Here is a 26202-nt window from a genome sequence, read left to right on the forward strand (position 1 = left end):
GCCTCGGAGATGCAAACGGGTGATTAGCTCAGCTGGGAGAGCGTCTGCCTTACAAGCAGAATGTCGGCGGTTCGATCCCGTCATCACCCACCACTCCCCGAGAAACTTGCGAAAGCAAGAGGTAGGCTGAAAGTGCCTCCACCGACGCGCAGCGGTAGTTCAGTCGGTTAGAATACCGGCCTGTCACGCCGGGGGTCGCGGGTTCGAGTCCCGTCCGCTGCGCCATATTTTACGAGTCAGGCAATGTCTGGCTCGCGATTGCCAAGCACCGAAGCTTGCAGTCAAAACGAGTTACTTGAGCGCAAGCTCAAAGCGATACGCAGCGGTAGTTCAGTCGGTTAGAATACCGGCCTGTCACGCCGGGGGTCGCGGGTTCGAGTCCCGTCCGCTGCGCCATATCTGTTTCAAGGACCACTGAACGCCTTGAAGCACCGAAAGCAACCGCTGGTTGTTTCGGAATCGATAGCAAAGACCCTGGTCGAAAGACCGGGGTTTTTTGTGTCTGAAATTTGGCTTTTCCTCTTTTCCTCCCTCCTCAATCCAGCGCAAATCCCTGTGGGAGCGAGCCTGCTCGCGAAGGCGTCGGCACTTTCAAAATCAGTATTGGCTGGAAGAACGCTTTCGCGAGCAGGCTCGCTCCCACAAGGGGGGTCGATATGTTCAGCGATCTGCTGCGGTGCCACGCCGCATTGATTTTTTGATTCTTTAGTCAAATTTTTGTAACTGGTTGTTTGCTGCGAGCCCAGAAACCTTTAAAGTTAACCTTTCGGTCAGCTTTGCACTGTCAACACGCCCTTTGTTTAGCCAAGAAGGGCTTCTGCAAGACTCGAGATTCCCAGTAGATAACCAGAAGGGCGGACACATAACCGCCCAGAGGATGATCCATGTCCAACCGTGATATATCCCGGCGCTCGTTCCTCCAGGGCGGGCTGGTGGCGGGTGTGAGCGTGACGCTCGCGCCGCTCAGCAGTCAGGCGCTGGCTGCCTTGATGGAAAACAGCGTGACCGTGCCGTCCGAGAAGTGGCTCGGCAACAACGGCAAGGCGCGTCAACGTAACGACGCATTGTCCAAAGTCTGCGGCAGCAAGGTCTTTGCCCGCGACATTCGCTCCAAGGACATGCCGGGCTGGCCTGAGCAACAGGGCCACGCGATGCTGCTCAAAACCATCAAGGCCGACCGTATCTACGACGGCTATGACCTGTCGTGGCTCGGCGCTGACTTGCAGCCTGACCGCATTGTCACGGCGGCCGACCTGGACAAGGACGGTATCGTGTTCCCTGAAGAGCACGCGCCCGATCCATTGCTGCCCGAAGGCAAAGTGCCGATGTTCATCGGTCACCCGGTAGCGATCCTGATCTGGAACGATTTCGAGCGTTTCCGCCAGGCCAAGAACAAACTCAAATTCAATGACAAGGCGATTCGTTACGGTGCGCAAGTGCCGTACTACGAAGGCGACCCGTATGGCAGCTTCCGCTATGTGCGCGTGGGCGGCCCGACCTCGGCCGACGAAGACGAATTCGCCAGCCTCAAGGATTCGATTCTGTTCCCGATGCTGAAGAACCGTCGCCCGGTGTGGAATTCCCAGCCGAACCTGCACGGTAACCTGACCGAGCGCGGCCTGTTCTACGCCGACCGCATGAAGCAGCAGATCGACACGCCGCCGGACAACTGGCTGGTGTTCGACGAGCGTTACAAGACCCCGTCGATCGAGCCGGCCGCGATGGAGCCGGACAACGGCAATGGCTGGTACGACCCGAGCACCAAGACCCTGCACTTCGTGGTTGCCACCCAGTGCCCGCTGGAAGCGGCGACCGAGACCGCGAAAATGATCGCGCCGTCGCGTTTCGGCTTGGCCAACCTGAACATGCACCCGGGTTACACCGTGGGTTACGGTTCCAAAGACCACAACATCTTCGTCTACTACGCTGCCCTCGCGGCGCTGTATGGCGCGGGTGTGCCGATCCGTCTGGCCAACGACCGCTACGAGCAGTTCCAGAGCGGTATCAAGCGCCACCCGTTCGACATCCGCTACCAGTTGGCGGTGGACAAGAACGACTACAGCTTCAAGATTTTCCGTGCAGAAATGAGCGTCGACGGCGGTGGTCGGATCAACTACAGCCCGTCGGTGGCGGCGGTGGGCGCCACGGCGGCACAGTCGATCTATTACATGCCGCAGAACGATCTGCAGGTCACCGCTTATCACTCGCGCGCTGTTGAAGCGGGCTCGATGCGCGGCTACGGCACCCTGCAAAGCATGGCCTCGACCGAAATGATGGTCGACGAAATCGCCAATCGCCTGGGTGTCGACGCGATTGACCTGCGTCGCAAGAACGCCCTGCGCTCCGGTATGAAAAACACCCAGGGTGCGATTCCGGCCGGTGCCTTGCGCCTGCACGAAATTCTCGACAAGGCCTCGGTGCACGAAGTCTGGAAAAACCGCGACGCGATCAAGCAGCAGCGCGAAGTCGCCGACCCGGACAACTGGTACGGCGTCGGTTTTGCCATCTGCCAGAAAGACTTCGGCACCGGTTCCGAAGCGCCGATGGCCAGCATCGAATTCACTGCTGAAGGTCGCATTTCCCTGCGCCACATCGGTATCGAAATCGGCACCGGCATGTCCACTTCGCAAGCGCTGGTCGTGGCCGATTTCCTCGGCAGCCCGGCGCATGACGTCAAGACCGGCGAAACCGAGTGGAAGGAAATGCAGCTGATCACCAGCGGCAACCCGTACATCATGAGCCAGGCCGAGCAGGACAACCTGCTGCGTAACCCGCGCTGGGTCGGCAAGCTGGCCTCGGCATCGTCGGCGACCAACTCCGCTTACTACTTCAGTCACGCCACCCGTGAAGCCGCACGCGTGCTGTTCAACAACGGTTTGTGGCCGGCGGCCATGGAAATCTGGCGTCAGGGCCCTTATGGCGGTCAAGCCAACCCTTACGTGGTGCGTCGCGAAGATGCGCATTGGGTCGACGGCAAACTCACCGCCAACGGCATGCAGCCGTTGAGCTTCGAAGAGCTGGCCAAGCACGCTCACGAGCGCGGTCTGGTGACCGGCGCCACCGTTCACGCGTTCAACCGCTGGAGCTGGGCCGAGGCTGAATACAGCATCGATGGCGTGCGCGAGCGCCTGCCGCTCGACGGTCTGGCGGTGAAGTACGGCGATGGCGCGCCGAAGGCGAAAAAAGCGCTGATGAGCACGGCAGGTTTCCATCTGCTGGATCGCCAGAACATCAATTACCCGGTGGTTCAGTTGAACAACGCGGCGGTGACTTACTACAGCCCGGTGGCGACGCTGGTGGAGCTGAAGGTCAACAAAGGCTCGGCCGAAGTCGAAGTGCTCAACCACCATTCGTGGGTCGAGTGCGGTCGGGTGCTGGTCGAAGAACTGGTCAAGGGCCAGCTCGAAGGCGGTATCGCCATGGGCATCGGCCACGCCTTGATGGAAGAGATGCCGCTGTACGAAGGTGGGCCGGGGGAGGGGGACTGGAACTTCAACCGTTATCGCCTGCCGATGGCCCGCCACGTGGCGGTGTGGAAGCAGACTGCGGAGATTCTGCCGCCGCTGTCACCTAGCGATCCGTCCAAAGGCATCGCCGAGGTGGTGATGATCCCGGTGGTCGGTGCCATCGGTAACGCCGTGGCGCACGCCATCGGTAAACGTGTTCGCGATCTGCCAATCACTGCTGCGCGCATCAAGGAGGCCCTCAATGGCTAACCGTCCGCTTCAACTGACCCTCAATGGTCAATCCGTCGGCCCGGTGGACATCCCTGATGACCTGCCGATGATCGACTACCTGCACGAATACAAGAACCTCACCGGTTCGCGCCTGGGCTGCGGCCAGGGCATTTGCCACGCCTGCGTGGTGATCGTCGACAACCCGGACGGTACCAGCGAAGAAGTGCGCACCTGCATCACCGGCGCCCATTACTTCGAAGGCAAGACAGTGCGCACCATCGAAGCTCACGCCAAGCGCGACGAGCAAGGTCAGGTCACTGAGCTGAACCCGATCCAGCAACGCTTCGTCGACGAATTCGCCTTCCAGTGCAGCTACTGCGCACCGGGCTTCGTCAACGCCGCGACGGTGCTGGTGGAGAAGCTGCAGCGCCAGCCGATCACCAAGAGCAAGCTGGAACAGGTCATCGAGGACAGCCTCGGCCATCACGTCTGCCGTTGCACCGGGTACGTGCGTTACTACAACGCCACCCGCAACGTGCTGACCGATCTCGGCCTGGTCAAGGAGGGGTGAGCATGAAGCATCTACTGACCCGCCTGACCCTGGCGGTCGGGCTGGCTGCGGCGGTGTTGTTTGCCCACGCGGACGATCAGGTCAAGCGCGGCGAATACCTCGCCCGCGCGGCCGACTGCATGGCGTGCCACACCGCGCCGGGCGGTGCACCGTTTGCCGGCGGGCTGCCGATCGTCTCGCCGTTCGGCACGATCTACGGCACCAACATCACACCGAGCAAAGAGCACGGTATCGGTTTGTACAGCGATGACGAATTCTTCGCGGCGCTGACCGAAGGCAAGCGTCGCGACGGGGCGAATCTATACCCGGCGATGCCGTACACCTCGTATCACCTGGTGCCGCGGGTAGATTCCGACGCGATCCACGCGTACCTGAAAACCATCGAGCCGATCGAGCGCGCCGCGCCGGTCACCAGCCTGAGCTTTCCGTTCAACGTGCGTCTGGGTTTGATGGGCTGGAACATGCTGTACGGCAAGGCCTTGAAGCTCGAGCCTGACGAAGGTCAGAGCGAGGCCTGGAAGCGCGGCCAGTACATGGTCGAGGTGCTCGGTCACTGCGGCGAATGCCATACGCCACGCGGCCTGCCGGGCGCGATGCAGTTGGACAAGCGCCTGACTGGCGGCGTCCTCAACGGTTATCTGGCGCCGAGCCTGCTCGCCACCGATCTCGCGGCGCGCGGCTGGAATCAGCAGGATCTGAGCACGTTCCTCAAGCACGGCATGAGTGCCCAGGGCACGATGTTCAACGAGATGTTCCCGGTGTTCCACAACAGCACCCAGGGCCTGAACGATCAGGATCTGGCAGCGATGGCGACGTTCCTGCTCGGCGACAAGCCGCCTGCAGCCAAAGCGCTCGTTGAAGTGCCCGTGGACAAGCTCAGCCCGAGCGCGCAACGCGGCCGTCAGGAGTATTTGAACGTCTGCGCCGGCTGCCATGCTGCCGGTGGTGAAGGCAAGCCGCACATCGCCGTGGCCATGCGTGGCAATACCACGCTGCGCCTGGAAGATCCGCGCAACCTGGTGCGGGTGATCGAGGACGGTATCGGCGAGCAGAAATTCGCCGGGTTCGAGCACATGCAACCGATGCCGGGTTTCGCCGACAAGCTCAGTACCGAGCAACTGACTGATCTGCTGAACTACCTGCGTCAAGGCTGGGGCGGCCAGTCGGCAGAGCTGGCGGTCAGCGACGTGCAGAAGCTGCAAGCGGAAGTTCCGGCTGTCGAGCACAAGGCGCACTGACATGCAGCATCTCGATCTGCAAGTGGTGCGGCGGGCTCTGGAATGGTCGGTGGCGGGGCAGCGCATCTGGCTCTGCACGGTGCTGACCACCTACGGCTCGGCGCCGCGTGCGCCGGGTTCACTGCTGGCAGTGAACGCTGGCGGACAGTGGATCGGGTCTCTGTCCGGTGGCTGCGTTGAGGAAGACTTCCTCGAGCGCGTGGCGGAAGGTGCGTTTCTCGATGCGGTCAACGTGGTGCGTTACGGTGAAGGTGATGATCCGCGCTCGCGGGTCAGCCTGCCCTGTGGCGGCATTCTCGATGTACTGGTAGAGAAATTTGACGCCGACTGCGAGGTGCAGGCGCATCTGCGTGAGCTTGAGTCGGCGCTGCTTGGTCAGCGCCGCTTGATTCGCGAAGTCGATCTGGCCAATGGTGCGCGCAGTCTGTTCGCGGATCGCGAGCAGGGCGCGCGCATCGAGCGCGAGATTGATCGGGTGCGGATTCGCGTAGGTGCCGCTCAGCGTTTGCTATTGGCGGGGTATTCCAGCGTGGCGCAGGCGTGTGCCGAGTTCGCTGTGGGTCTCGGCTTCGAAGTGATTCTCTGCGATCCGCGCGATGAAGTGCTCGAAGGTGTGGTGCTCAATGGCGTGGAGATTCGTCGGCAACTGCCGTCGGTGTTCATCGCCGATGGCGGCTGTCACCGCGATACCGCGGTGGTGGCGTTGACCCACGATCCACGTATCGATGACCTGGCGATGATGGAGGCGGTGCGCACCGAGGCGTTCTACATTGGCGTGATGGGCTCGCAGCAGACCTCGCAGAAACGCTTCGAGCGCTTGCGTCGCATTGGTGGGCTGGATGAGGCTGAGCTGGCGCGGATTCATGCGCCGATCGGTCTTAACCTCGGCAGCAAGACGCCAGCGGAAATCGCGCTGGCGGTGCTGGCGGATATCCTGCGCATCCGTAGCGGGATTGCTCGGGATCAGCTCTGAAACCGTTCAGTGTTGAATAAAAAGGGCCGCTGTTCAGCGGCCCTTTTTTACATCCCGAATTTGTCGCGCAAGCCGTAATACCAGGCGCCCAACGCAGCAAATGGCGTACGCAGCAACTGCCCGCCGGGAAACGGATAGTGCGGCAGGTCGGCAAACGCATCAAAGCGCTCAGCCTGGCCGCGCAACGCCTCCGCCAGCACCTTGCCGGCCAAATGCGTGTAGGTCACGCCGTGGCCGCTGCAGCCCTGCGAATAATAAATGTTGTCGCCCAGACGCCCGACCTGCGGCAGGCGCGACAGGGTCAGCAGGAAGTTGCCGGTCCAGGCGTAGTCGATCTTCACGTTTTTCAGTTGCGGGAAGGCCTTGAGCATTTTCGGGCGGATGATTGCTTCGATGTTCGCCGGATCCCGTGCGCCATACACCACGCCGCCGCCGAAGATCAGGCGCTTGTCGCCCGTGAGGCGGTAGTAGTCGAGCAGGTAGTTGCAGTCTTCGACGCAGTAATCCTGTGGCAGCAGGGATTTCGCCAGTTCATCGCCCAGCGGTTCGGTGGTGATCACCTGGGTGCCGCAGGGCATGGATTTGGCCGCCAGTTCCGGCACCAGATTACCGAGGTAAGCGTTGCCGGCAACGATGATGAATTTGGCCCTGACCTTGCCTTGCGGCGTGTGCACCACCGGGTTGGCACCGCGCTCGATGAGTACGGCGGGGGATTGCTCATAGATCGTACCGCCGAGGGATTCGACGGCGGCGGCCTCACCCAGCGCCAGGTTCAGCGGATGGATGTGCCCGCCGCTCATGTCGAGCATGCCGCCGACGTACTGATCGCAGGCAACCACCTCGCGGATGCGGCGCTCGTCGAGCAGCTCCAGTTGCGTATGGCCGAAGCGTTCCCACAGACGCTTCTGCGATTCCAGGTGGCCCATCTGCTTGGCGGTCAGCGCGGCGAACACGCCGCCGTCCTTCAGGTCGCACTGGATGTTGTACTTGGCAACGCGCTCACGAATGATCCGGCCCCCCTCGAAGGCCATCTGCCCGAGCAGTTGCGCCTGTTTGGGGCCAACGCTGCGCTCGATGACGTCAATGTCACGGCTATAGCTGTTGACGATCTGCCCGCCATTGCGCCCCGACGCGCCGAAACCGACCTTGGCCGCTTCCAGCACGGTCACGCGAAAGCCGTTCTCCAGCAGAAACAGCGCCGAGGACAGCCCGGTGTACCCGGCGCCGATCACACAGACATCCGTCTCCACGTCATCCTGCAAGGCCGGACGTGGCGGTACGGCATTGGCCGACGCAGCGTAATAAGACTCTGGGTAAGGGGTGTTCGCCATCCTGCAGCCTCTGTTTAATATATTTTACGAGTGAGCCGATCCTACCCGAGTTGAAAAACCTCCGCCAGCCACCGGAAAAATCTTCTTCACCGGCCCGAAATTAAATATTTTGCATATTCATAGGGTTAGGTGAAAAAAAGGTGTTGACACCCCTCCGGAATTCCGTAGAATGCCGCCTCACAGCAGGCACGTAGCTCAGTTGGTTAGAGCACCACCTTGACATGGTGGGGGTCGTTGGTTCGAGTCCAATCGCGCCTACCAAACAAAATCCGCTCTGCTGGGCGGTCTAGAAGGGCTCACCGAAAGGTGGGCCCTTTTTTGTTGTCTGTCATTTGGGCAAACTTTGGGAATACTTTGGGCAAGCGACCACAGCGGCGTAAGTAATGTGTATACCCGTCAGCTGTTCATCATGCTGCCTAGAAATATTTCCCGTTTACTCAATTAAGGACGCAATCATGAAGGCATGGATAGCAGCATCGACAGTATTTTTGGGCTTAACGGCAAACGTTGCGGTTTTAGCTGATGGTGGTGGGGCAAAGTTTTTAAGCTCCTGCAAGGGGCTTCTAAATTTTTGGGACGGGAAGCCGTCAGAGGCAAACTACGACGCAGGTGCTATGGGCTACTGCGTTGGGGTGATACATGGCGTGCGTGGTGCTCTGCAAATCCTTGGCAGTGAACTGAAAGATGGCCATTTACGAGTGTGTCTTCCTGAAGATTACATGGAGCAGGCAGGGGTTCGAGCTGTCGTTAAATACCTTGGTGAGCATCCTGATAAATTGGTGCAAAAGGATGTGACCATAACTATGTTAGCGCTCCGTTCTGAATACCCCTGTAAGTGATCGCGGCGCTATACCGGCAGATCGGCTTTGACCTTCATATAAACCACCGCTTCATCGCCGTGCCCTGCCTGATAGTGCTCGGTCATCCTCACATCTGCGTGACCCAACAATCCCTGTATGTATTCCTGTGCAAAAAACTGGTGCTCGTACAGCCACGTACCCAGCGCCCGAATCTCATGAAAGGTGGGGCGCTCGCCGGCCGGGATGTCCTTGTAGGCCTCGGAATCATCCCGCGCCTGGGTGAATGACTTGGTCAGGTAGTCGGGTGTCACGGCGTTCCAGTGCAGCTTGGCATCGAGTTGCGATCGCTTGCGAGCTTTCGTCAGTGACGCGGCCGCCACCCAGGTGCGCACCGAGCAGGCTCGCCTGCGTGATCGCCTTGCCACTTCTGATCTGCGGCTGTCAGTCCTCCTCTACGCAGCGGATCCAGCCAGTGGCTGCACAGCGTCAACCGGTACCGAAGCCGTCGGCGTGGTTCATGGAGGCGCGCGCCCGACTTGACCCAGCGCATGCTCAACGAATTATCGCCATCACCGACGACGGCAACCAAGGATTGATTGTTCTGCGAGCTTGCCAAGCGTATGTCAGCGAACTGTTAACCCCAAGATAGAGCCATCCCCACTCCTTTATCCTCACGTTGCCCACCGCTGCGTCGACCTTGAACCATTCGAAGGCATCGGCTGGTTAGCCTTGGTGCAGTACCATCTGCTCGGCGCGTTCCTTTGGCGTGGCCGGCACCAACCATTCCCGGGTGAGTTCGGGCGGTAGCACCACGGGCCGTCGGTCGTGAGTGTTGAATTCCCATTTCTACGCCGCCTAGCCGACCATCAGACTGAAGGTGCAATGCGCATCGAAGGCTGTATTTGTATCCTCATCGAGGAAGCCCAGTCGAAATGTTAGAGCAGGGTAGGCCCGAGGTACGCAAGCGCCAAACGTAATTCACCATCTACATGGCTTGGAAGCTCGAGCACAATCTCGAAAAGGCAAGACATTCTCCCTGCCTTGAGCACGCGCGATCGGCAGCTAGAGATCGAACTCACCGTCGCGAAGTTTTCGATCACGCTCCGCCATTTCGGCGTCGTCGGCTGGGAATATTGTTGCCATGCCTTCATTGGCGGCCCTTTTCTGAACCTCTTCGACAAAAGCATGCAGTTTATCGTGATAGTCCTGGAAGGCTGCAGCGTAGTCAGCGCCGTGCCGTTCCAAGGCTTCAGCAATCCTCCCCGCGCCGATGATCGCCATCGAGCCGCCCATGCCGGCGACCGGCGATACGCAGTAGCCCGCGTCCCCCACGAGAACGACTCGCCCCTTCGACCAGGACGGCATCTGGATCTGGTTGATCCTGTCGAAGTAAAAATCATCGTCGGCATCCACATGTTTCAGAGCAGTCGGCACCTTCCAGCCCAGCCCATCGAAATGGTCATGGATCATCGCACGCTGGCGCGCGCGGTCGCGATAGTCATATTCGATTTCACCTCCGGTGCGAAAAGCGAGGCAGATGTCTGTCCGGTCGTCATAGCCGTTTAGCATCGCCGTCCGGCCTGGCGCGCTGAAAACCTCGGATACGTTGGACGGTAATATTCCCGTCACCGGTGCGACCTTCAGATAGACATAGCCTCCCATGAAGTAGGTGAAGCTCTCCTCGTCGCCGAACACCAACTTCCTGGTGTTGGAGCGATTGCCGTCGCATCCAAATACCAAAGCAAAAGTGCGCCGCATGCCGTCGTTTAGAGTGACCGTGACTCCGTCTGGCCCGTCCTCGAGTTGTTTGATCGACTGGCCGAACAGCACCTCGACCGATCCATTGATTCCGGAGAAGAGGATATCCAGCAGGTCATCGCGATGTATCTCAAATCGAGTGCGCGAGGGTTCTTCCGCGCCCGTCACGACATCGATGCCGCCGAGCGTACGATCGTCGGCATCCTTGAATTTGAATGCGCGAGGGGGAAGTGCTTTCGCCCGGACTGCACCGAACAAGCCCATGCGCTCAAGAATGCCGATGGTTTCGCCTTCGATGTCGACCGGCGTCCCACCCCTGCGAAGTCCGCTTGCGAGCTCAACGATCGTGACCTGGTAGCCCAGACGGTTGAGCCAGAAGGCAGTAGCAAGGCCCGCAAAGCTTGCGCCACTGATGAGCACGGGAGAGGCGGACGGCAGGTGTGGACGCTGGACGGGAACAGAGTGGTTGATCATAGGAGGATCCACGGAGGGGTGAGCGCGGAGAATTATACTCAGTCTATAAAGGCAAGGGCTGATGGACGAATAGGGAGAACCCCCGGACCCGAAAGCGCTTTCCCAGCTCGTCAGAGCATTTCGAATGTAGCGACTCAGCGCGCGCCCCTTTCGTTACCTTGCGCTTAGCGTGTTTCGAAATAACACGATCCGTTCATATGACGTTCTGTTTATTTTTGGATCCGTTGAAAAAGTGTGGATATTTAAGGGGTTACCGGTATTTTGAACCGACCGGTTATCAAAAAAATCTTGTTGCTGGTCGTGAACTTCAGTAACATCCGCCCTGCGTTCACCACCACGGTTTATGCATTTTTAAATCCCAAGCTTCCATCAGCTGCTTGGGATTTTTTTTGCCTGCGATTTGGCGAAACCCGCTTTCTCTCTCTTTTCTTCCTGCGCGAAGCTTTCCAGCCCCACGATGGTGTGCGGGCGCAATCGGGTTTTTTCGACTACTACTGACTGGCGTTTTTCAGGGCTTTGTCAAAGGAGTTCGTCGATGCTGGTTCACTGGTTTCTTGCCGCTATCCATCTATTGGCTTTTGCCTTGGGGTTCTGGGCCGTGCTGACCCGTGGCACGGCGTTCGGTCGTCTGGCTACTGGATCCGGTGATGTCAGACGGGTTTTGCTTGCCGATAATCTGTGGGGGATTGCAGCGCTGATTCTGCTGGTGACGGGCGGCATGCGCGCCTTCGGCGGGTTTGAAAAGGGCACTGACTACTATCTGCACCAACCGCTGTTCCATTTGAAGATGACGTTGTTCGTGCTGATTCTGCTTTTGGAGCTGGCGCCGATGATTACCCTGGTCAAATGGCGGATCGCGTCTGCACGGGGTAAGGCGCTCGATACTGGACGAGCAAAGCTGTTTGCGCGGATCAGCCATCTCGAGGCGCTGCTGTTGATGCTGATGGTGATTGCGGCCAGCGGCATGGCCCGAGGCGTGAAGTTCGGTTAACAGGGAGCAATTCCCTGTGTCCTCTCGGAAATGTCTGACAGCCAGGCTTGGCAGTCGCAGGTAGTATCGCGTTGCAAGAGAGGGGGAGGGAGAGAGTGAAGCGGAGGGAGAATGTGTCAGGCGCCGTGCCCAGTGGACTGGGGAGCGGATGGCAGTACGGCGCGTGAATCTTTAGCCAGTCATTACGCAGGGCAAACGAACTGGCTACTGAGTGCGAGGTGGCTCAGGGTGTTTGTGGCTTGTCCGGGGCGGTCAGGCCAGCCTGGATGCGCTGATAGATTTCTTCACGGTGTACGGCAACGTTTTTCGGGGCGTTGATGCCGATGCGAACTTGCTGACCGCTTACGCCGAGGATGGTGATCGTAATGTCATCACCAATATTTATGCTTTCACCGACTTTGCGGGTGAGTATCAGCATGGTCTTCTCCTTGATTGCTTTGTAGGGCACCTGATTCAGACAGTGCAGAGGTCGGTGGTACGTATAGATTAGTGCGAAGTCTCACGGTTTGGGTGCCTCTTTCTGACGCGCAGATGCGGCATTAATTCCCAGGGCGTAACTATACAGAGGCTGCAATCATCAATCTCGTTGTTTTGTGCCCATTTTGCGGGCCTCGCGAAGTATTTATGAATGATAAGATCGCCGCTTTGAGATTTTCGAGGAAAGCGTTGTGCGCAAATTGGTCTGGATGGTCGCGGCACTGGCATTGGCAGGATGTGGTGAAGGCAAGAGTGTAGACGTACCGAAGCCGAAAACGGCAGTCGCGGCGGCACCTGCGGCAGCTTCCGCCCCGCAATGGGACCTCGAAGTGCGCGGCGAAACGCCCCAGGCTGTGAGCGACCTGAGTGGCTGGTTGATCGAGCATGCTTTCGTGCCGACCGTGATCAAGGACAGCAGCGGCAAGACCCGGATTCTGATTGGTCCGTTCAACTCCCAGGCCGAGGCTGAAGCGCGCAAGGTGCAAGTGGATGCGGCGCTGGTGAAGGCCAAGAAACAGAATGTCGAATCGGTGCTCGTGGAGCATCCGCTCGCGCCATAAACAACGTATTCGGCGGAGCGGCTTAAAGGACATCGCAGATAACTCGTCTTATACGAGTCAATCACGATTTCTGCAGGCGCTCCGCATGGCTTCCACTGCTCCCTACAAACTCTTCAATGTGGTTCTGCACCGCAAGACCCTGGTAAGCCCGCACATGATGCGGATCACGCTCGCCGACCCTTCGATCAGTGACATGGCAACCTGGGCGCCGGACCAGCGCGTCAAACTGTTTTTCCCTGCCGAAGATGGATCTCCCGCAAGGCTCGCGCAGGAAGAGGGGTGGTACGCGCGTTTTCGCTCGATGCTTGCAAGTCGTCGACCGGCTATGCGTACTTACACCATTCGTCATCTGCGTGCCGAGCAAGGCGAGGTCGATATCGATTTTGTCCTGCATGGCGAGACCGGTCCCGCCTCGCGCTGGGCGCTGCATGCGCAGCCGGGTGCCTCGATGCAGATACTTGCTCCCGACCGCGGTTTTTCCGCGCAGGACGCCGGCGGCTTCGAATGGAAACCGCCGCAGGTGCTCAAGCAGGTGTTGCTGGTGGCCGATGCCACGGCTTTGCCGGCGGCCATGGGCATTCTCGAAGCGTTGGCCGCCATGGCCGAACCACCCCAGACTCAGGCGTACTTTGAAGTCGACAGCGCGGCAGACATGCTCTCGGTGCCGGACTGGCCCGGGTTGTCGGTGCAGTGGCTGGTTCGCGATCAGGTGCCTGCAACAGTGGCTGGAACGCTGATGGTGCAGGCGGTGCAGCAGGCCTTCTTGCCGGCCGATGAGCCATCAGTCGCTCAGGCTACGGAACTGGCTGAGGTCGATATCGACAAAGACATTCTTTGGGAGATCGCCAATACCGCCCCAGAAGGATTCTATGGCTGGATTGCCGGAGAAAGCGCCGCGGTCATGCGACTGCGCAAGCACCTGATCAAGGCGTGCGGTATCCCGCGCGAGTCGCTCAACCTGATGGGGTACTGGCGCTACAACAAGGCGGGCAGCTAGGCACAAAAAAAGGCCTCGAACTTTACGTTCGAGGCCTTTTTTGCTGGAGGATTAGCCGCAGGCTTTCAGGTTCACCGGGCCGACAAATTCATTGCCGCGTCCCATCACGCACGCCACGCTCTGGTTGCGCTGGCGCTCCCAGTCTTGCACCGGGTACGTCTTGTCCCACGCTTCATACAGCTGGCGATCCTGTTTCGACAGGCGCAAGCCGTATTGCTTGCTCATGTAGAAATAGGTGCGCGCGATCATGCCGCGAATCGACGGGCGGGGCATGACCTTCTTGGCCTTGAAATCGACCTGGGTCAGGCAGGATCCGTACTGGCCGGATTGCACCGGCAGCCAACCGTAACTGAAGTTGCTGCGATCACCATTGACCTCGCCAATGCTCGGCACGAGGTTGTGCAGGTCGGCTTCGGCTTTCTGATAGCTCGGGTCATAGCGAGTGCAGTTCTTGCGCCCGCCCGACTGCCAGCATTGACGCTGATGGCCGAACTCCCACGCCGGCACGATGTGCTCCCACTCGATGCGCGAAGCACGCTTGGCGTTTTTACGCGGCACATAACCGCAGGCCTTCAGGTCCACCTTGTTGCCGGTGTATTTGCACCCACAGTAAAACTCGGTGGACTGTGGCGCGTACAGTTTCCAGGCGACCTTCTTGGCTTCGGAAAACGTGCGGGGCGCGCCGGCCTGGGCACCAAAAGCAATGAACAGCAACAGCAAAGCAAAACAGCGGACACTCATTGAATCAATCTTCCTTCGGCACAACCCAAAAAATCTGCACGCCACCATCGTCGCGATAGGCGAGTGTGACGTTGTCGTTCTCGTCGATTTCCTCGAGCAGTTGCTCCCAGGCATCCATCGGCTCGTCCGGCAAACGGAAGATCAATGCGGCTTTGGCTTTTTGTGCGGTGGGAGAATTGATGATTTTCTGAACGCGCATACCCATGCGTTCGTAAGCGTCAGGAGCATCAGGAGAGGTGGCCACGAGGTTATCCTTATTAAGCTGTACGTGCATACAGTATTTAACTGTAGGCATTTTCGCAACTGCTTAAAATTCAAGAAAATCCTCTGACAGCGCTTTTCCGGTTTTGGTGTAAGTCGGGTCGATTATTTTGTGCGAAATTGCCGCGTAGAACGTAGGTGCTGACACCACTCGCCGTGCGGCGAGTGGTGAGCAAGTTGCCCGACCCGGAAAGGGTCAGGCGAGGGGCAATCAGTATTCCCAGAACATCCGTTGCAGCTCTTTACTGTCGTTGGTTTTGGTCAGGGCTACCATGGCCAGGATGCGGGCTTTTTGCGGGTTCAGGTCGTGAGCGACAACCCAGTCGTACTTGTCGTCAGGCTGTTCAGCGTTACGCAGGACGAAACCGCCGGCGTTGACGTGGGACGAGCGGATGATCTGCACGCCATCTTTACGCAGGGCCTGCAGGGATGGCACAACGCGCGAAGACACCGAGCCATTGCCGGTACCGGCGTGGATGATGGCTTTGGCGCCGGCTTGGGCCAGTGCCTTGTAGGCGGTGTCGTCGACGTTGCCGTAGGAGTAGGCGATTTCTACGTCAGGCAGGCTCTTGATGTTCTTGATGTCGAATTCCGAATCCATGGTGTGACGCTTGGCGGGCAGGCGGAACCAGTAGGATTTGCCTTCAACCACCATGCCCAGCGGACCCCAAGGGCTTTTGAACGCCTCGGTCTTGATGTTGATCATCTTGCTGACGTCGCGGCCGGACTGGATTTCATCGTTCATGGTCACCAGTACGCCTTTGCCGCGCGCGTCCTTGCTGCTAGCGACGGCAACGGCGTTGTACAGGTTGAGCATGCCGTCAGCTGACATGGCGGTGCCGGGGCGCATGGAGCCGACGACGATGATCGGCTTGTCGGTCTTCTCGACCAGGTTCAGGAAGTAGGCGGTTTCTTCCAGGGTGTCGGTGCCGTGGGTGATGACGATGCCATCGACGTCTTTGCTGTCGGCCAGTTCGGATACGCGACGGCCCAGTTGCAGCAGGTTGTCGTTGGTGATGCTTTCCGAGGCGATCTGCATGACCTGTTCGCCACGCACGTTCGCCAGCTTGTTCAGCTCGGGGATACCGGCGATCAGTTGTTCAATGCCGACCTTGGCCGCTTGATAGGTGGCGCTGTTGGCTGCGCTGGCGCCGGCACCGGCAATGGTACCGCCCGTGGCGAGTACTACGACGTTGGCGAGTTTGGTCTGGGTTTCGACTTCTTTTGCCTGAAGGGCGGTTGGCAGGAGCAGGAGGAGGGCCAAAGCGCCCGGAACCAAGGTGTTGAAAGCAGATTTCATTATTTTTCTCTCTAGTAGTGAGACGGTGCTGATGCAGGTTCATCTAGATGCGCCCCGAGCCGATCTGAATGCTCGGGGTGCAAGCTAGGGAGCAGGATCTGTACCAGCCGTACTTTGCGAGAGAGAAATGTTTAACCTTATGATTTAAATCAATATTTTGTGAATCGCGAAATCCGGGTGTGAGTCGTTTATCCGGGTTTCCGAACAAAGGAAGCTTTCGTGTTCGGCTCTCCGAAAAGGACTACGCGCTTTGTCGAGCAAATGGGGTTGTCGATTACAGGTTATCTGCTAAAGAAACCAATCTGCAGGCCGATGGGTGTTCAAGGAAACTGAAAAATCTAGGGAGTTCACATGTCACTGACGATCGGCATTGCCAATCCCGGCACCGTCACCATCGGCGGCAAAACCGCAGCGACGATCAATGCAATGAACAAGGCGGAAGCGGATGCCTCCGACGAGGCACTGGGCGTCGAAAAAGAGCAAAGCAACCAGGTCAGAACCGGTGGTCCTGCGCAAGAAGCCAACAAGGCTGATAGTGCCGACAGCGGCGATAGTCTGAGCATCACCGTGAAGATGTTGCTCAAGCGCATGCAGGAGTTGCAGAAGCAACTGCAGGAGCAGCAACAGCAACTGGCTGCGGCTCAAGCTGCGAGTTATCCGACGCCCGAGGCCAAGTCGCAGGCGGTCATGTCCGTTCAGGGGCAGATCGCGCAAACCAGCGGCGCATTGATGGAAGTCGCGGCAGCGTTGGTCAAGGAAATGTCCAAGAACTCCACCAGCGGCAACCTGGTCAGCACCACGGCATAAGCAGTGGGGGGCGAATCAGATGATTCGCCCTGCAGTAAGTAACGATTTCTGATTGTTGACAAATGTCGGCGGGATTCGCATAGTTCGGTCTACGCAAACGTTTGCGCGGCTTTCCCGAGGCATTAATGCCCGGAAGAAAGCGATCAAGCTTACGCCAGCGCAAGCGTTGCTCACAATAATCATAAGATCGGAGTGAACCCATGAAGCTGCCATTTGCTGGACGTCTTCTTGCTGTCGCTATGCTGGCTGCCACAGCCGCCGCACTACCTGTCTCTTCGGCGTTCGCCGAGTCCCCTGAAAAACCTAAAGTCGCGCTGGTCATGAAGTCTCTGGCCAACGAATTCTTCCTGACCATGGAAGACGGCGCCAAGGCCTACCAGAAAGAACACTCCGCCGATTTCGACCTGATCTCCAACGGCATCAAGGACGAGACCGATACCGCAGGCCAGACCCGCATCGTCGAGCAGATGATTTTGGCGAAGGTCAATGCGCTGGTCATCGCGCCTTCCGACTCCAAGGCCATGGTGCCGGTGATCAAGAAAGCCGTCGACGCCGGTATCACCGTGATCAACATCGACAACCAGCTCGATCCGGCAGTCGTCAAAAGCAAAGGTATCAGCGTGCCATTCGTTGGCCCGGACAACCGCAAGGGCGCACGCCTGGTCGGCGAATATCTGGCCAAGCAACTGAAGGCCGGTGACGAAGTCGGCATCATCGAAGGCGTGTCCACCACCACCAACGCCCAGCAGCGCACCGCCGGCTTCAAGGATGCGATGGACGCGGCGCAGATCAAGGTCGTCTCGCTGCAATCCGGTGATTGGGAAATCGACAAGGGCAACAAGGTTGCCGCGTCGATTCTCAGCGAATACCCGGATGTAAAAGCATTGCTGGCCGGTAACGACAGTATGGCCGTCGGCGCCGTTTCTGCCGTGCGTGCTGCCGGCAAGGCGGGGCAGGTCCAAGTGGTTGGCTACGACAACATCAACGCCATCAAGCCGATGTTGAAGGACGGCCGCGTCCTGGCGACTGCCGACCAATATGCCGCCAAACAAGCGGTGTTCGGCATCGAGACCGCGCTGAAGATCATCAAGGGCGAGAAAGTCGACAGTGGTGCCAATGGCGTGATCGAAACGCCGGTCGAGCTGGTCACCAAGTAAGTCTTCTGGCGACACAACGGCGCTCGTCCGTCCGGGCGAGCGCATGGAGAGTTTTTTATGTCAGTTTCCGCCCCGAACGCTGTCCTCTCGGTCAGCGGTATCGGCAAGACCTATGCGCAACCGGTGCTCACAGGCATCGACTTGACGCTGATGCGCGGTGAAGTGCTGGCGCTGACCGGCGAGAATGGTGCCGGTAAAAGCACGCTGTCCAAGATCATCGGTGGTCTGGTCACGCCAACCACAGGCCAGATGCAGTTCCAGGGCAAGGACTATCGCCCGGGCAGCCGCACCCAGGCCGAAGAACTCGGCGTGCGCATGGTCATGCAAGAGCTCAATCTGTTGCCGACCCTGTCGGTGGCGGAAAACCTGTTTCTCGACAACCTGCCGAGCAACGGTGGCTGGATCAGCCGCAAGCAATTGCGCAAAGCCGCCATCGAAGCCATGGCGCAGGTCGGCCTCGATGCCATCGACCCGGACACCCTGGTCGGCGAGTTGGGTATCGGGCATCAGCAGATGGTCGAGATCGCGCGCAACCTGATCGGCGATTGCCACGTGCTGATCCTCGATGAGCCGACGGCGATGCTCACTGCCCGTGAAGTGGAAATGCTCTTCGAGCAGATCACTCGCTTGCAGGCTCGTGGCGTGTCGATCATCTATATCTCCCACCGCCTCGAAGAGCTGGCGCGAGTCGCGCAACGCATTGCCGTGCTGCGTGACGGCAATCTGGTCTGCGTCGAACCGATGGCCAACTACAACAGTGAGCAGCTGGTCACCTTGATGGTCGGTCGCGAACTGGGCGAACACATCGACATGGGCCCCCGCAAGATCGGCGCGCCAGCGTTGACGGTCAAGGGCCTGACCCGTTCCGACAAGGTGCGGGATGTTTCCTTCGAAGTGCGTGCCGGCGAGATTTTCGGGATTTCCGGGCTGATCGGAGCCGGGCGCACTGAGTTGTTGCGGCTGATTTTCGGCGCCGACCTCGCTGACAGCGGCACGATCGCCCTGGGTTCGCCGGCGCAGGTCGTCAACGTGCGTTCTCCGGTTGATGCGGTCAATCATGGCATTGCCCTGATTACCGAAGACCGCAAGGGCGAAGGCCTGCTGCTCAGTCAGTCGATCAGCGCCAACATTGCCTTGGGCAACATGCCGGAAATTTCCAGGGCCGGGTTCGTCAACAACAGCGACGAAATCTCCCTGGCGCAGCGTCAGATCGACGCCATGCGTATTCGCAGTTCGAGCCCGACACAATTGGTGTCGGAACTGTCCGGCGGCAATCAGCAGAAAGTGGTGATCGGTCGTTGGCTGGAGCGCGATTGCTCGGTGCTGTTGTTCGATGAGCCGACTCGCGGCATCGACGTCGGTGCCAAGTTCGATATCTATGCCTTGCTGGGCGAGTTGACGCGTCAGGGCAAGGCGCTGGTGGTGGTGTCCAGTGACCTGCGTGAGCTGATGCTGATCTGCGACCGGATCGGTGTGCTTTCAGCGGGGCGTTTGATCGATACCTTCGAGCGCGACAGCTGGACCCAGGATGATTTGCTTGCCGCCGCGTTCGCCGGCTACCAAAAACGTGATGCGTTGCTCAATGAAGCGGCGCCTAGGGAACTCCCATGAAAACTGCATCTTCTGCCGGCAAACGTAGTGGCAATTTCTACGGTCTGGGCACCTATCTGGGCCTGGCCGGTGCCTTGTTGGCGATGGTGGCGCTGTTCTCGGTCATGAGCAGCCACTTTCTGTCCTATAACACCTTCAGTACCCTGGCCAACCAGATCCCCGATCTGATGGTGCTGGCGGTAGGCATGACCTTCGTGCTGATCATCGGCGGCATCGACCTGTCGGTCGGTTCGGTGCTGGCGCTGGCCGCTTCGACGGTCAGCGTGGCGATTCTCGGCTGGGGCTGGAGCGTACTGCCGTCCGCATTGCTCGGCATGGCAGTGGCGGCGCTGGCCGGCACGGTCACCGGGTCGATCACCGTGGCCTGGCGAATTCCATCGTTCATCGTGTCGCTGGGTGTGCTGGAAATGGCACGCGGTCTGGCGTACCAGATGACCGGTTCGCGTACCGCCTACATCGGTGATTCGTTTGCCTGGCTGTCGAACCCGATCGCCTTCGGCATCTCGCCGTCGTTCATCATTGCCTTGCTGGTGATCATCATTGCGCAGGCGGTGCTGACGCGTACGGTGTTCGGTCGTTACCTGATCGGTATCGGTACCAACGAGGAGGCTGTGCGGCTCGCCGGGATCAACCCCAAGCCGTACAAGATTCTGGTGTTCAGCCTGATGGGCCTGCTGGCCGGGATCGCCGCGCTGTTCCAGATTTCGCGCCTGGAAGCGGCAGATCCGAATGCCGGCTCCGGTCTCGAGCTGCAAGTGATCGCGGCCGTGGTCATCGGCGGTACCAGCCTGATGGGCGGGCGCGGTTCGGTGATCAGCACCTTCTTCGGAGTGTTGATCATCTCGGTGCTGGCTGCCGGCCTGGCGCAGATCGGTGCGACGGAACCGACCAAACGCATCATCACCGGCGCGGTGATTGTCATCGCTGTCGTGCTCGATACTTATCGCAGTCAGCGCGCCAGTCGACGGGGCTAAGTCATGGCAACAATCAAGGATGTGGCGGCGCTCGCGGGGATTTCCTACACGACCGTCTCTCATGTGGTGAACAAGACCCGCCCGGTCAGCCAGGAAGTGCGGCTGAAGGTCGAGGCGGCCATCAAAAGCCTCGACTACGTGCCCAGTGCCGTAGCGCGCTCGCTGAAAGCCAAGACCACTGCGACCATTGGCTTATTGGTGCCCAACAGCCTTAACCCGTATTTTGCCGAGTTGGCCCGGGGCATCGAGGATTACTGCGAGCGTAACGGCTACTGCGTGATCCTCTGCAACTCTGACGACAACCCGGAAAAACAGCGCAGCTATTTACGTGTGCTGCTGGAAAAACGCATCGACGGGCTTATCGTTGCTTCCGCCGGTGGTGACACCGGACTCGCCCAAGGGCTGGCTGGTGTAAAAACGCCAATGGTCATTGTCGACCGGGGGCTGGAAGGCGTGGATGCGGATCTGGTGCGCATCGACCATGAATATGGCGCCTACCTGGCGACCCGGCACCTGCTCGAGCTGGGGCATCGCGATATCGCCACCATCGGTGGCCCGTCGGGCACCAGCGTGGCGCAAATGCGTCAGGCCGGTTTTTGCCGGGCGTTGAAGGAGGCGGGCATCAAGGTGCGTCCGGAGCGCATGCTGGAAAGCGACTTCACCAGCACCGGTGGCTACAACGCCGCAGCGATCCTGCTCGAAAGCCAGCCGCCGAGTGCGATTTTCGCCGGTAACGACATGATCGGTATCGGTGTGCTCCGTGCGGCGGCCGAGCGCAATGTGCGGGTGCCCAGCGAGTTGTCCGTGATCGGCTTCGACGATATCCAGATGAGCCGTTATGTGTACCCGGCGCTTACCACGGTCGGCCAGTCGATCCTGCAGTTGGGCGAGATGGCTGCCGAAGTGTTGCTGCGCAGAATTGCCACCCCGGGCCTGGTCACCGATCAACGGATCGTGACCCCGAGTATTGTCTTGCGCGAATCGACTGCGCCGCTGTCCGGCGTGTTTACCGAGTACCGCTGAAACCGAATTGACGAGTAGCGATGTATGCCAGCAAATGTAGTGGTAATAGGCAGCCTGAATATGGATCTGGTGACCCGGGCGCCGCGGCTGCCCAAGGGCGGTGAAACGCTGATCGGTCATTCTTTTGCCACTGTATCCGGCGGCAAGGGCGCCAATCAGGCAGTGGCTGCTGCGCGCCTGGGTGCGCAGGTCGCGATGGTCGGCTGTGTGGGCAACGATGACTACGGCGTGCAATTGCGCGATGCGTTGCTGGCCGAGCAGATCGATTGTCAGGCAGTGAGCACCGTGGAGGATTCCAGTGGCGTGGCGCTGATCGTCGTGGACGACAACAGCCAGAACGCCATTGTGATCGTCGCCGGTGCCAACGGTGCAATGACACCGGCGGTGATCGATCGCTTTGACGCCGTGCTGCAGGCCGCCGACGTCGTGATTTGCCAGCTTGAGATCCCCGATGCAACGGTGGGGCATGCGCTCAAGCGTGCGCGTGCGCTGGGCAAGACCGTGATCCTCAACCCGGCGCCGGCCAGTCGTCCGCTGCCGCCAGACTGGTTCGCCGCCATCGACTACCTGATTCCCAACGAAAGCGAAGCCGCTGCGTTGAGCGGGTTGCCCGTGGACTCGCTGGACACCGCGCAAAGCGCGGCCAGCCACCTGATCGCCATGGGTGCAGGCAAAGTCATCATCACCCTCGGTGCGCAAGGTTCGTTGTTCGCCAATGGCCAGGGCTTCGAGCATTTCCCGGCACCGAAAGTCAAAGCGGTCGATACCACGGCGGCGGGGGATACCTTCGTTGGCGGGTTTGCGGCAGCGCTGGCCAGTGGCAAATCCGAAGCCGAAGCCATCCGTTACGGGCAGATTGCTGCCGCGCTGTCTGTGACCCGGGCCGGCGCGCAACCTTCCATTCCAACCATGTCCGACGTACAGGCGTTCAAACCCGCATGAAAAAGACACCTCTACTCAATGTCGCCTTGTCGCGGCTGATCGCCTCCCTGGGGCATGGCGACATGGTGGTCATCGGTGACGCCGGGCTGCCGGTGCCGCCGGGTGTTGAATTGATCGATCTGGCGCTGACCCACGGTGTTCCGGATTTCGTCAGCACCCTGAGAGTCGTGCTCAGCGAGATGCAGGTGGAAAGCCATGTGCTGGCCAATGAGATCCTCGACAAGCAGCCAACGGCGTTGAGCACGCTGGATGAGTTGCAAGAAGAGGGTGCCCTCGGTCGGCGCGATCTGCTGACGCATGAGCAATTCAAGGTCCTCAGCCGACAGGCACGGGCGATTGTTCGTACCGGCGAATGTCAGCCGTACTGCAACATCGTGCTGGTGGCTGGCGTTACGTTCTAACCGGGTTTTCGACCCTTACATTTTCATCAGCACAAGGAATGCGCCATGCACCGCTATGCTCAAAAACTGCACCAATTGCTTCGGAGTCTGCTGCTTTTGTCTTTTATCTCCGCCACCGGCGTTCAGGCCGCTGAAAAGATCGATCTGATCATCGACACCGACCCCGGTGCTGACGACGTGGTCGCCTTGCTGTTCGCCCTGGCCTCGCCGGACGAACTGAACATCCGTGCATTGACCACCGTGGCCGGCAACGTGCGCCTCGACAAGACTTCGCGCAACGCGCGTCTGGCCCGCGAGTGGGCAGGGCGCGAGGACGTGCCGGTCTATGCCGGTGCGCCGAAGCCGCTGATGCGCACGCCGATCTATGCCGAGAACATCCATGGCAAGGAAGGCCTGTCGGGTGTCACTGTGCATGAGCCGAAAAAAGGCCTGGCCGAAGGCAATGCGGTCAACTACCTGATCGACACCCTGAAAAACGCCAAGCCGCACAGCATCACCATCGCCATGCTCGGCCCACAGACCAACCTCGCGCTGGCGCTGATCCAGGAGCCGGAGATCGTCAATGGCATCAAGGAAGTGGTGATCATGGGCGGCGCGCACTTCAATGGCGGCAACATCACCCCGGTAGCTGAATTCAACTTGTTTGCGGACCCGCAAGCGGCGGAAGTGGTGCTCAAGAGCGGCGTGAAACTGACCTACCTGCCGCTGGACGTGACCCACAAGATTCTCACCAGCGACGCCCGCCTGAAGCAGATTGCCGCGCTCAACAACAATGCGAGCAAGATTGTTGGCGACATCCTCAACGAGTACATCAAAGGCGACATGGAGCACTACGGCATCCCGGGTGGCCCGGTGCATGACGCTACCGTGATCGCTTACCTGCTCAAGCCTGAGCTGTTCACCGGTCGCTCGGTGAACGTGGCCATCGACAGCCGTGAGGGCATCACTTTCGGCCAAACCGTGGTCGACTGGTACGACGGCCTGAAGCAACCGAAAAATGCATTCTGGGTAGAGAACGGCGACGCCCAGGGCTTCTTCGATCTGCTGACCGAACGGCTCAAGCGTTTGAAGTAAGGTTGCGACCCGCAGGTGCCAGCCTGCGGGTTTTTACCCTTTCTCGGTGGCCTGCGTGGCCTTGTGCTCATGCTGATAGCGCTCCAGCACCTGGGCGATAAACGTCTGTGCGCCTTGGGTTCCCATCGTCTTGACCAGCAGCTCGATGCTGATCAGCGCCAGCTCTTCTGGACTGCCCGGGCTATACGAGCTGTGCCCCTTCGGCCATAGAACTTTGATGTCGGCGGTAATGCTTACGGTGCTCATGAGTGCGCTCGAAAAGTCGGGAATGTCTGAGAGCGAGTTAACCACTTTGTCGGGCGTTTGGCACTGCGACTTAGGCATGAGCGCGACGCTATGCGACACTTGGTCTTTTCCGGCTGAACCAAGGAATGTGCTGTGCAAATCGATTTGAACACCCCCGACGGCCTGACACTTGAGGCTGTGCGCCAGTTACTGGCCTCGGCCAGCGATGATGTGCACACGCAGTTGCGTGTGACCAAGGGTGGGATTGCTTATATTTCTTCTGGTGTGACGGGCGGTCAGGACATTGATGGCTTGCTGTTTCGGCTGGAGACATGGGCCAAGGGCTCGGGTTATGTCGGTAACGTCGCGGCCAGTGATGAAGTCTGGGTCATGCAGATTTTCAATGCGCTGAAGGATAACTGGCCGAATCCGCCGCTCGATTACATCGACGTCTACTGAGCTTCGTTAATATTCGGTGACGATTGTCTGAGGATGCGCTGCCCGCGCTTCAGGCAGACTCAGCGTTTTTCCGGATCGTGGGGCAGGGTGATGGCATGCGCTGTGAAACCAAACGCCGGATTGGCGGTCGCACGATCTCAGCTTAACCATTTGAAAGAAGGAGGCTTCATGCCTTTGAAGTTCGCGTCTCTGGGTGCACTTATGGCCGTTGCCATGTTGGCCGGTTGCAGCACAACCTCCAGCGAGTCGGCAAAGGATCCTGTGGCGACCGATGCCGGTCATAGCCGCTGTGAAGCAAAGGCAGCGGAATTTGCCATCGGTAAAAAAGCTTCGCCGGAACTGCTCGATCAGGCTCGCGTCAAGGCTGGCGCGCAAAACGCCCGCTTCCTCAAGCCGACCGACATGATCACTCTGGAGTATCGTTCCGATCGCTTGAACCTGAATACAGACGCCAATCTGGTGGTCACCCGCGTCAACTGCGGCTGATCGCAGAAAGCTTTTGCTGCAGGCATAAAAAACCCCGTCACATGGACGGGGTTTTTTTAGTGCGCCGGGAAATTACTCTGGGCGAACTTGTGCAGCTTGCATACCCTTTTGGCCTTTCTCAGCCACGAAAGAGACGGTCTGGCCTTCTTTCAGGCTTTTGAAACCGTCGGATTCGATAGCTTTGAAGTGTACGAACAGGTCGTCACCGCCACCTTGAGGAGTGATGAAGCCGAAGCCTTTTTCATCGTTGAACCATTTAACGGTGCCGGTTTGGCGATTAGACATGGTGTATCTCCAAGAAACATATATTTTCAGTAGTACTGTGCTGCTCAGGCCAACTGGGCACACCCGGGTATCATAGTCGAAATGTTCGCTTTGGTAGCCCCCCGGACGTGCTGTTTGCTTTCATATTGCAACGATTTCAACCTCTGAAATGTCTGCAAGCCCCGGTTTCAGTGGCTTTCAGCCGAAAGAAGAGGGTGTAAAAAAAGCTATAAAACCTGCGTAAATTATCGATTTCGGGGCCTTTTTGGCTGTTTTTGGCCTGCTGGACGCCCGAAAAAACATTCGTCAGCGCTTATTTCTGCACTCGGCAAACCGAGATTTCTTTCAGTGCGCGCTGACCCAGTTCACCACTTGGCGGGGTGTTCTTGTCCATCAGTTGCGCGATCTCTTGCGTGGTGAATTTTTTCTCCAGAACGTCGGCACCGCAAGTGCAATGCTGTTTGGCTACGGTTGGATTCACACTTTGGGAAGCCGCTTTGGTGCAGTCGCTCATGTATTTGTCTTTGACGCCCGCAGGCCACGCAGCGTTGGCGCTCAGCGGCAGCAGCAGGGCCAGCGGGGCCGCGAAAGCAAAAAGTCGGATAAGGCGCATGTCTGAAACTCCTGATT

Annotated in this window: 29 protein-coding genes, 4 tRNA genes and 2 pseudogenes; 24 read left to right on the forward strand and 11 right to left on the reverse strand. The window is 59.0% G+C overall.

The annotated features are described in order from the left end of the window. Positions 1-17 precede the first annotated feature (17 nt). The 7 genes from HBN98_RS24105 to HBN98_RS24135 all read left to right on the forward strand — a co-directional run bounded on the left by HBN98_RS24105 (position 18) and on the right by HBN98_RS24135 (position 6459). A tRNA-Val gene (locus tag HBN98_RS24105) sits at positions 18-93 on the forward strand. A gap of 55 nt (positions 94-148) precedes the next feature. After that, positions 149-225 (forward strand) — tRNA-Asp (locus HBN98_RS24110). A gap of 94 nt (positions 226-319) precedes the next feature. Continuing rightward, positions 320-396, forward strand: a tRNA-Asp gene (locus HBN98_RS24115). 488 nt (positions 397-884) lie between these two features. Further along, the gene (locus HBN98_RS24120; RefSeq protein ID WP_083368478.1) at positions 885-3716 is read left to right on the forward strand and encodes a xanthine dehydrogenase family protein molybdopterin-binding subunit; all 2832 of its coding nucleotides are present in this window, start codon (positions 885-887) and stop codon (positions 3714-3716) included. Further along, a complete protein-coding gene (locus HBN98_RS24125; protein ID WP_083368479.1) occupies positions 3709-4248 on the forward strand; it encodes a (2Fe-2S)-binding protein in 540 nt (179 codons plus the stop codon). The genes HBN98_RS24120 and HBN98_RS24125 overlap by 8 nt, the downstream gene beginning before the upstream one ends. Before the next feature lie 2 nt (positions 4249-4250). Beyond that, the gene (locus tag HBN98_RS24130) at positions 4251-5486 is read left to right on the forward strand and encodes a c-type cytochrome (protein WP_083368480.1); all 1236 of its coding nucleotides are present in this window, start codon (positions 4251-4253) and stop codon (positions 5484-5486) included. A 1-nt stretch (position 5487) separates the two neighbouring features. Continuing rightward, positions 5488-6459, forward strand: a complete 972-nt coding sequence (locus tag HBN98_RS24135) for an XdhC family protein (RefSeq protein ID WP_083368481.1) — start codon at positions 5488-5490, stop codon at positions 6457-6459. Positions 6460-6506: 47 nt separating this feature from the next. Here HBN98_RS24135 and HBN98_RS24140 read toward each other — a convergent pair whose 3' ends face one another. Beyond that, a complete protein-coding gene (locus tag HBN98_RS24140) occupies positions 6507-7790 on the reverse strand; it encodes an NAD(P)/FAD-dependent oxidoreductase (protein ID WP_083368482.1) in 1284 nt (427 codons plus the stop codon). A 184-nt stretch (positions 7791-7974) separates the two neighbouring features. On the opposite strand from HBN98_RS24140, the gene HBN98_RS24145 reads away from it, so the two are divergent. Both HBN98_RS24145 and HBN98_RS24150 read left to right on the forward strand, forming a co-directional pair. Next, positions 7975-8051: transfer RNA gene (locus tag HBN98_RS24145), tRNA-Val, on the forward strand. Positions 8052-8245: 194 nt separating this feature from the next. Beyond that, positions 8246-8629, forward strand: a complete 384-nt coding sequence (locus HBN98_RS24150) for a Rap1a/Tai family immunity protein (protein ID WP_151101676.1) — start codon at positions 8246-8248, stop codon at positions 8627-8629. Positions 8630-8637: 8 nt separating this feature from the next. Here HBN98_RS24150 and HBN98_RS24155 read toward each other — a convergent pair whose 3' ends face one another. Beyond that, a complete protein-coding gene (locus HBN98_RS24155; protein WP_229755026.1) occupies positions 8638-8982 on the reverse strand; it encodes a tyrosine-type recombinase/integrase in 345 nt (114 codons plus the stop codon). Position 8983: 1 nt separating this feature from the next. On the opposite strand from HBN98_RS24155, the pseudogene HBN98_RS27975 reads away from it, so the two are divergent. Beyond that, positions 8984-9239 (forward strand): annotated as a pseudogene (locus HBN98_RS27975) (lysis protein); the annotation flags it as partial. Here the strand turns inward: HBN98_RS27975 and HBN98_RS28100 are convergent. Together HBN98_RS28100 and HBN98_RS24160 are read right to left on the reverse strand one after the other, a co-directional pair. Next, positions 9143-9418, reverse strand: a pseudogene (locus tag HBN98_RS28100) (SOS response-associated peptidase family protein); the annotation flags it as partial. The pseudogenes HBN98_RS27975 and HBN98_RS28100 sit on opposite strands and share 97 nt — an antisense overlap. A 234-nt stretch (positions 9419-9652) precedes the next feature. Continuing rightward, on the reverse strand, positions 9653-10822 hold the full coding sequence (locus HBN98_RS24160; RefSeq protein ID WP_083368483.1) for an FAD-dependent monooxygenase: 1170 nt from the start codon (positions 10820-10822) through the stop codon (positions 9653-9655). 261 nt (positions 10823-11083) lie between these two features. Here HBN98_RS24160 and HBN98_RS24165 point away from each other — a divergent pair, with 261 nt between their 5' ends. Together HBN98_RS24165 and HBN98_RS24170 are read left to right on the forward strand one after the other, a co-directional pair. Beyond that, positions 11084-11320, forward strand: coding sequence for a hypothetical protein (locus tag HBN98_RS24165; RefSeq protein ID WP_151101674.1), 237 nt, complete (start codon positions 11084-11086; stop codon positions 11318-11320). 37 nt (positions 11321-11357) lie between these two features. After that, positions 11358-11813 (forward strand): DUF2214 family protein, encoded by a 456-nt coding sequence (locus HBN98_RS24170; RefSeq protein WP_083368484.1) that lies wholly within the window; start codon positions 11358-11360, stop codon positions 11811-11813. A 223-nt stretch (positions 11814-12036) separates the two neighbouring features. Here the strand turns inward: HBN98_RS24170 and csrA are convergent, their stop codons facing one another. Beyond that, positions 12037-12231 (reverse strand): carbon storage regulator CsrA, encoded by a 195-nt coding sequence (csrA, locus tag HBN98_RS24175; protein ID WP_003179932.1) that lies wholly within the window; start codon positions 12229-12231, stop codon positions 12037-12039. A 250-nt stretch (positions 12232-12481) separates the two neighbouring features. Between csrA and HBN98_RS24180 the strand changes: the two genes are divergently transcribed. Beyond that, positions 12482-12850: a penicillin-binding protein activator LpoB gene (locus HBN98_RS24180; RefSeq protein ID WP_083368485.1), complete on the forward strand. Its 369-nt coding sequence runs from the start codon at positions 12482-12484 to the stop codon at positions 12848-12850. A gap of 85 nt (positions 12851-12935) precedes the next feature. Further along, positions 12936-13847 (forward strand): siderophore-interacting protein, encoded by a 912-nt coding sequence (locus tag HBN98_RS24185; RefSeq protein ID WP_083368486.1) that lies wholly within the window; start codon positions 12936-12938, stop codon positions 13845-13847. 51 nt (positions 13848-13898) lie between these two features. Here the strand turns inward: HBN98_RS24185 and HBN98_RS24190 are convergent, their stop codons facing one another. The 3 genes from HBN98_RS24190 to HBN98_RS24200 all read right to left on the reverse strand — a co-directional run bounded on the left by HBN98_RS24190 (position 13899) and on the right by HBN98_RS24200 (position 16149). Continuing rightward, the gene (locus HBN98_RS24190; RefSeq protein ID WP_083368487.1) at positions 13899-14588 is read right to left on the reverse strand and encodes an endonuclease; all 690 of its coding nucleotides are present in this window, start codon (positions 14586-14588) and stop codon (positions 13899-13901) included. A 4-nt stretch (positions 14589-14592) separates the two neighbouring features. Beyond that, the gene (locus HBN98_RS24195) at positions 14593-14862 is read right to left on the reverse strand and encodes a DUF1654 domain-containing protein (RefSeq protein ID WP_371262577.1); all 270 of its coding nucleotides are present in this window, start codon (positions 14860-14862) and stop codon (positions 14593-14595) included. Positions 14863-15060: 198 nt separating this feature from the next. Further along, entirely contained in the window at positions 15061-16149 is a 1089-nt protein-coding gene (locus HBN98_RS24200) for an asparaginase (RefSeq protein WP_003226392.1), read from the reverse strand. Between the two features lie 351 nt (positions 16150-16500). On the opposite strand from HBN98_RS24200, the gene HBN98_RS24205 reads away from it, so the two are divergent. The 8 genes from HBN98_RS24205 to HBN98_RS24240 all read left to right on the forward strand — a co-directional run bounded on the left by HBN98_RS24205 (position 16501) and on the right by HBN98_RS24240 (position 24138). After that, entirely contained in the window at positions 16501-16956 is a 456-nt protein-coding gene (locus tag HBN98_RS24205; RefSeq protein WP_064588315.1) for a hypothetical protein, read from the forward strand. A gap of 200 nt (positions 16957-17156) precedes the next feature. After that, positions 17157-18113, forward strand: a complete 957-nt coding sequence (locus HBN98_RS24210; RefSeq protein ID WP_064588313.1) for a sugar ABC transporter substrate-binding protein — start codon at positions 17157-17159, stop codon at positions 18111-18113. 57 nt (positions 18114-18170) lie between these two features. Beyond that, entirely contained in the window at positions 18171-19724 is a 1554-nt protein-coding gene (locus HBN98_RS24215) for a sugar ABC transporter ATP-binding protein (protein WP_064588310.1), read from the forward strand. Next, positions 19721-20698, forward strand: coding sequence for an ABC transporter permease (locus HBN98_RS24220; protein ID WP_064588308.1), 978 nt, complete (start codon positions 19721-19723; stop codon positions 20696-20698). Before HBN98_RS24215 ends, HBN98_RS24220 begins: the two co-directional genes overlap by 4 nt. A 3-nt stretch (positions 20699-20701) precedes the next feature. Then, positions 20702-21721 (forward strand): LacI family DNA-binding transcriptional regulator, encoded by a 1020-nt coding sequence (locus tag HBN98_RS24225; RefSeq protein WP_064588307.1) that lies wholly within the window; start codon positions 20702-20704, stop codon positions 21719-21721. 24 nt (positions 21722-21745) lie between these two features. Next, positions 21746-22663, forward strand: a complete 918-nt coding sequence (gene rbsK, locus HBN98_RS24230) for a ribokinase (protein ID WP_083368489.1) — start codon at positions 21746-21748, stop codon at positions 22661-22663. Beyond that, complete coding sequence (gene rbsD, locus HBN98_RS24235; protein WP_083368490.1) at positions 22660-23064, forward strand: D-ribose pyranase; 405 nt, start codon at positions 22660-22662, stop codon at positions 23062-23064. Before rbsK ends, rbsD begins: the two co-directional genes overlap by 4 nt. Positions 23065-23109: 45 nt before the next feature. Beyond that, positions 23110-24138: a nucleoside hydrolase gene (locus tag HBN98_RS24240; protein WP_083368491.1), complete on the forward strand. Its 1029-nt coding sequence runs from the start codon at positions 23110-23112 to the stop codon at positions 24136-24138. A 33-nt stretch (positions 24139-24171) separates the two neighbouring features. Here the strand turns inward: HBN98_RS24240 and HBN98_RS24245 are convergent, their stop codons facing one another. Next, positions 24172-24384, reverse strand: a complete 213-nt coding sequence (locus HBN98_RS24245) for a hypothetical protein (protein ID WP_083369417.1) — start codon at positions 24382-24384, stop codon at positions 24172-24174. Between the two features lie 132 nt (positions 24385-24516). Between HBN98_RS24245 and HBN98_RS24250 the strand changes: the two genes are divergently transcribed. Then, a complete protein-coding gene (locus tag HBN98_RS24250; RefSeq protein ID WP_083368492.1) occupies positions 24517-24822 on the forward strand; it encodes a hypothetical protein in 306 nt (101 codons plus the stop codon). A 168-nt stretch (positions 24823-24990) separates the two neighbouring features. Beyond that, positions 24991-25308 (forward strand): I78 family peptidase inhibitor, encoded by a 318-nt coding sequence (locus HBN98_RS24255; RefSeq protein ID WP_064588296.1) that lies wholly within the window; start codon positions 24991-24993, stop codon positions 25306-25308. Positions 25309-25380: 72 nt separating this feature from the next. On the opposite strand, the gene HBN98_RS24260 is transcribed toward HBN98_RS24255, so the two are convergent. Both HBN98_RS24260 and HBN98_RS24265 read right to left on the reverse strand, forming a co-directional pair. Next, positions 25381-25593 (reverse strand): cold-shock protein, encoded by a 213-nt coding sequence (locus HBN98_RS24260; RefSeq protein WP_003179963.1) that lies wholly within the window; start codon positions 25591-25593, stop codon positions 25381-25383. A gap of 292 nt (positions 25594-25885) precedes the next feature. Then, positions 25886-26185, reverse strand: coding sequence for a hypothetical protein (locus HBN98_RS24265; protein WP_083368493.1), 300 nt, complete (start codon positions 26183-26185; stop codon positions 25886-25888). Between the last annotated feature and the right edge of the window lie 17 nt (positions 26186-26202).

It is taken from the genome of Pseudomonas koreensis, assembly GCF_012986595.1.
Lineage (GTDB): Bacteria > Pseudomonadota > Gammaproteobacteria > Pseudomonadales > Pseudomonadaceae > Aquipseudomonas > Aquipseudomonas koreensis.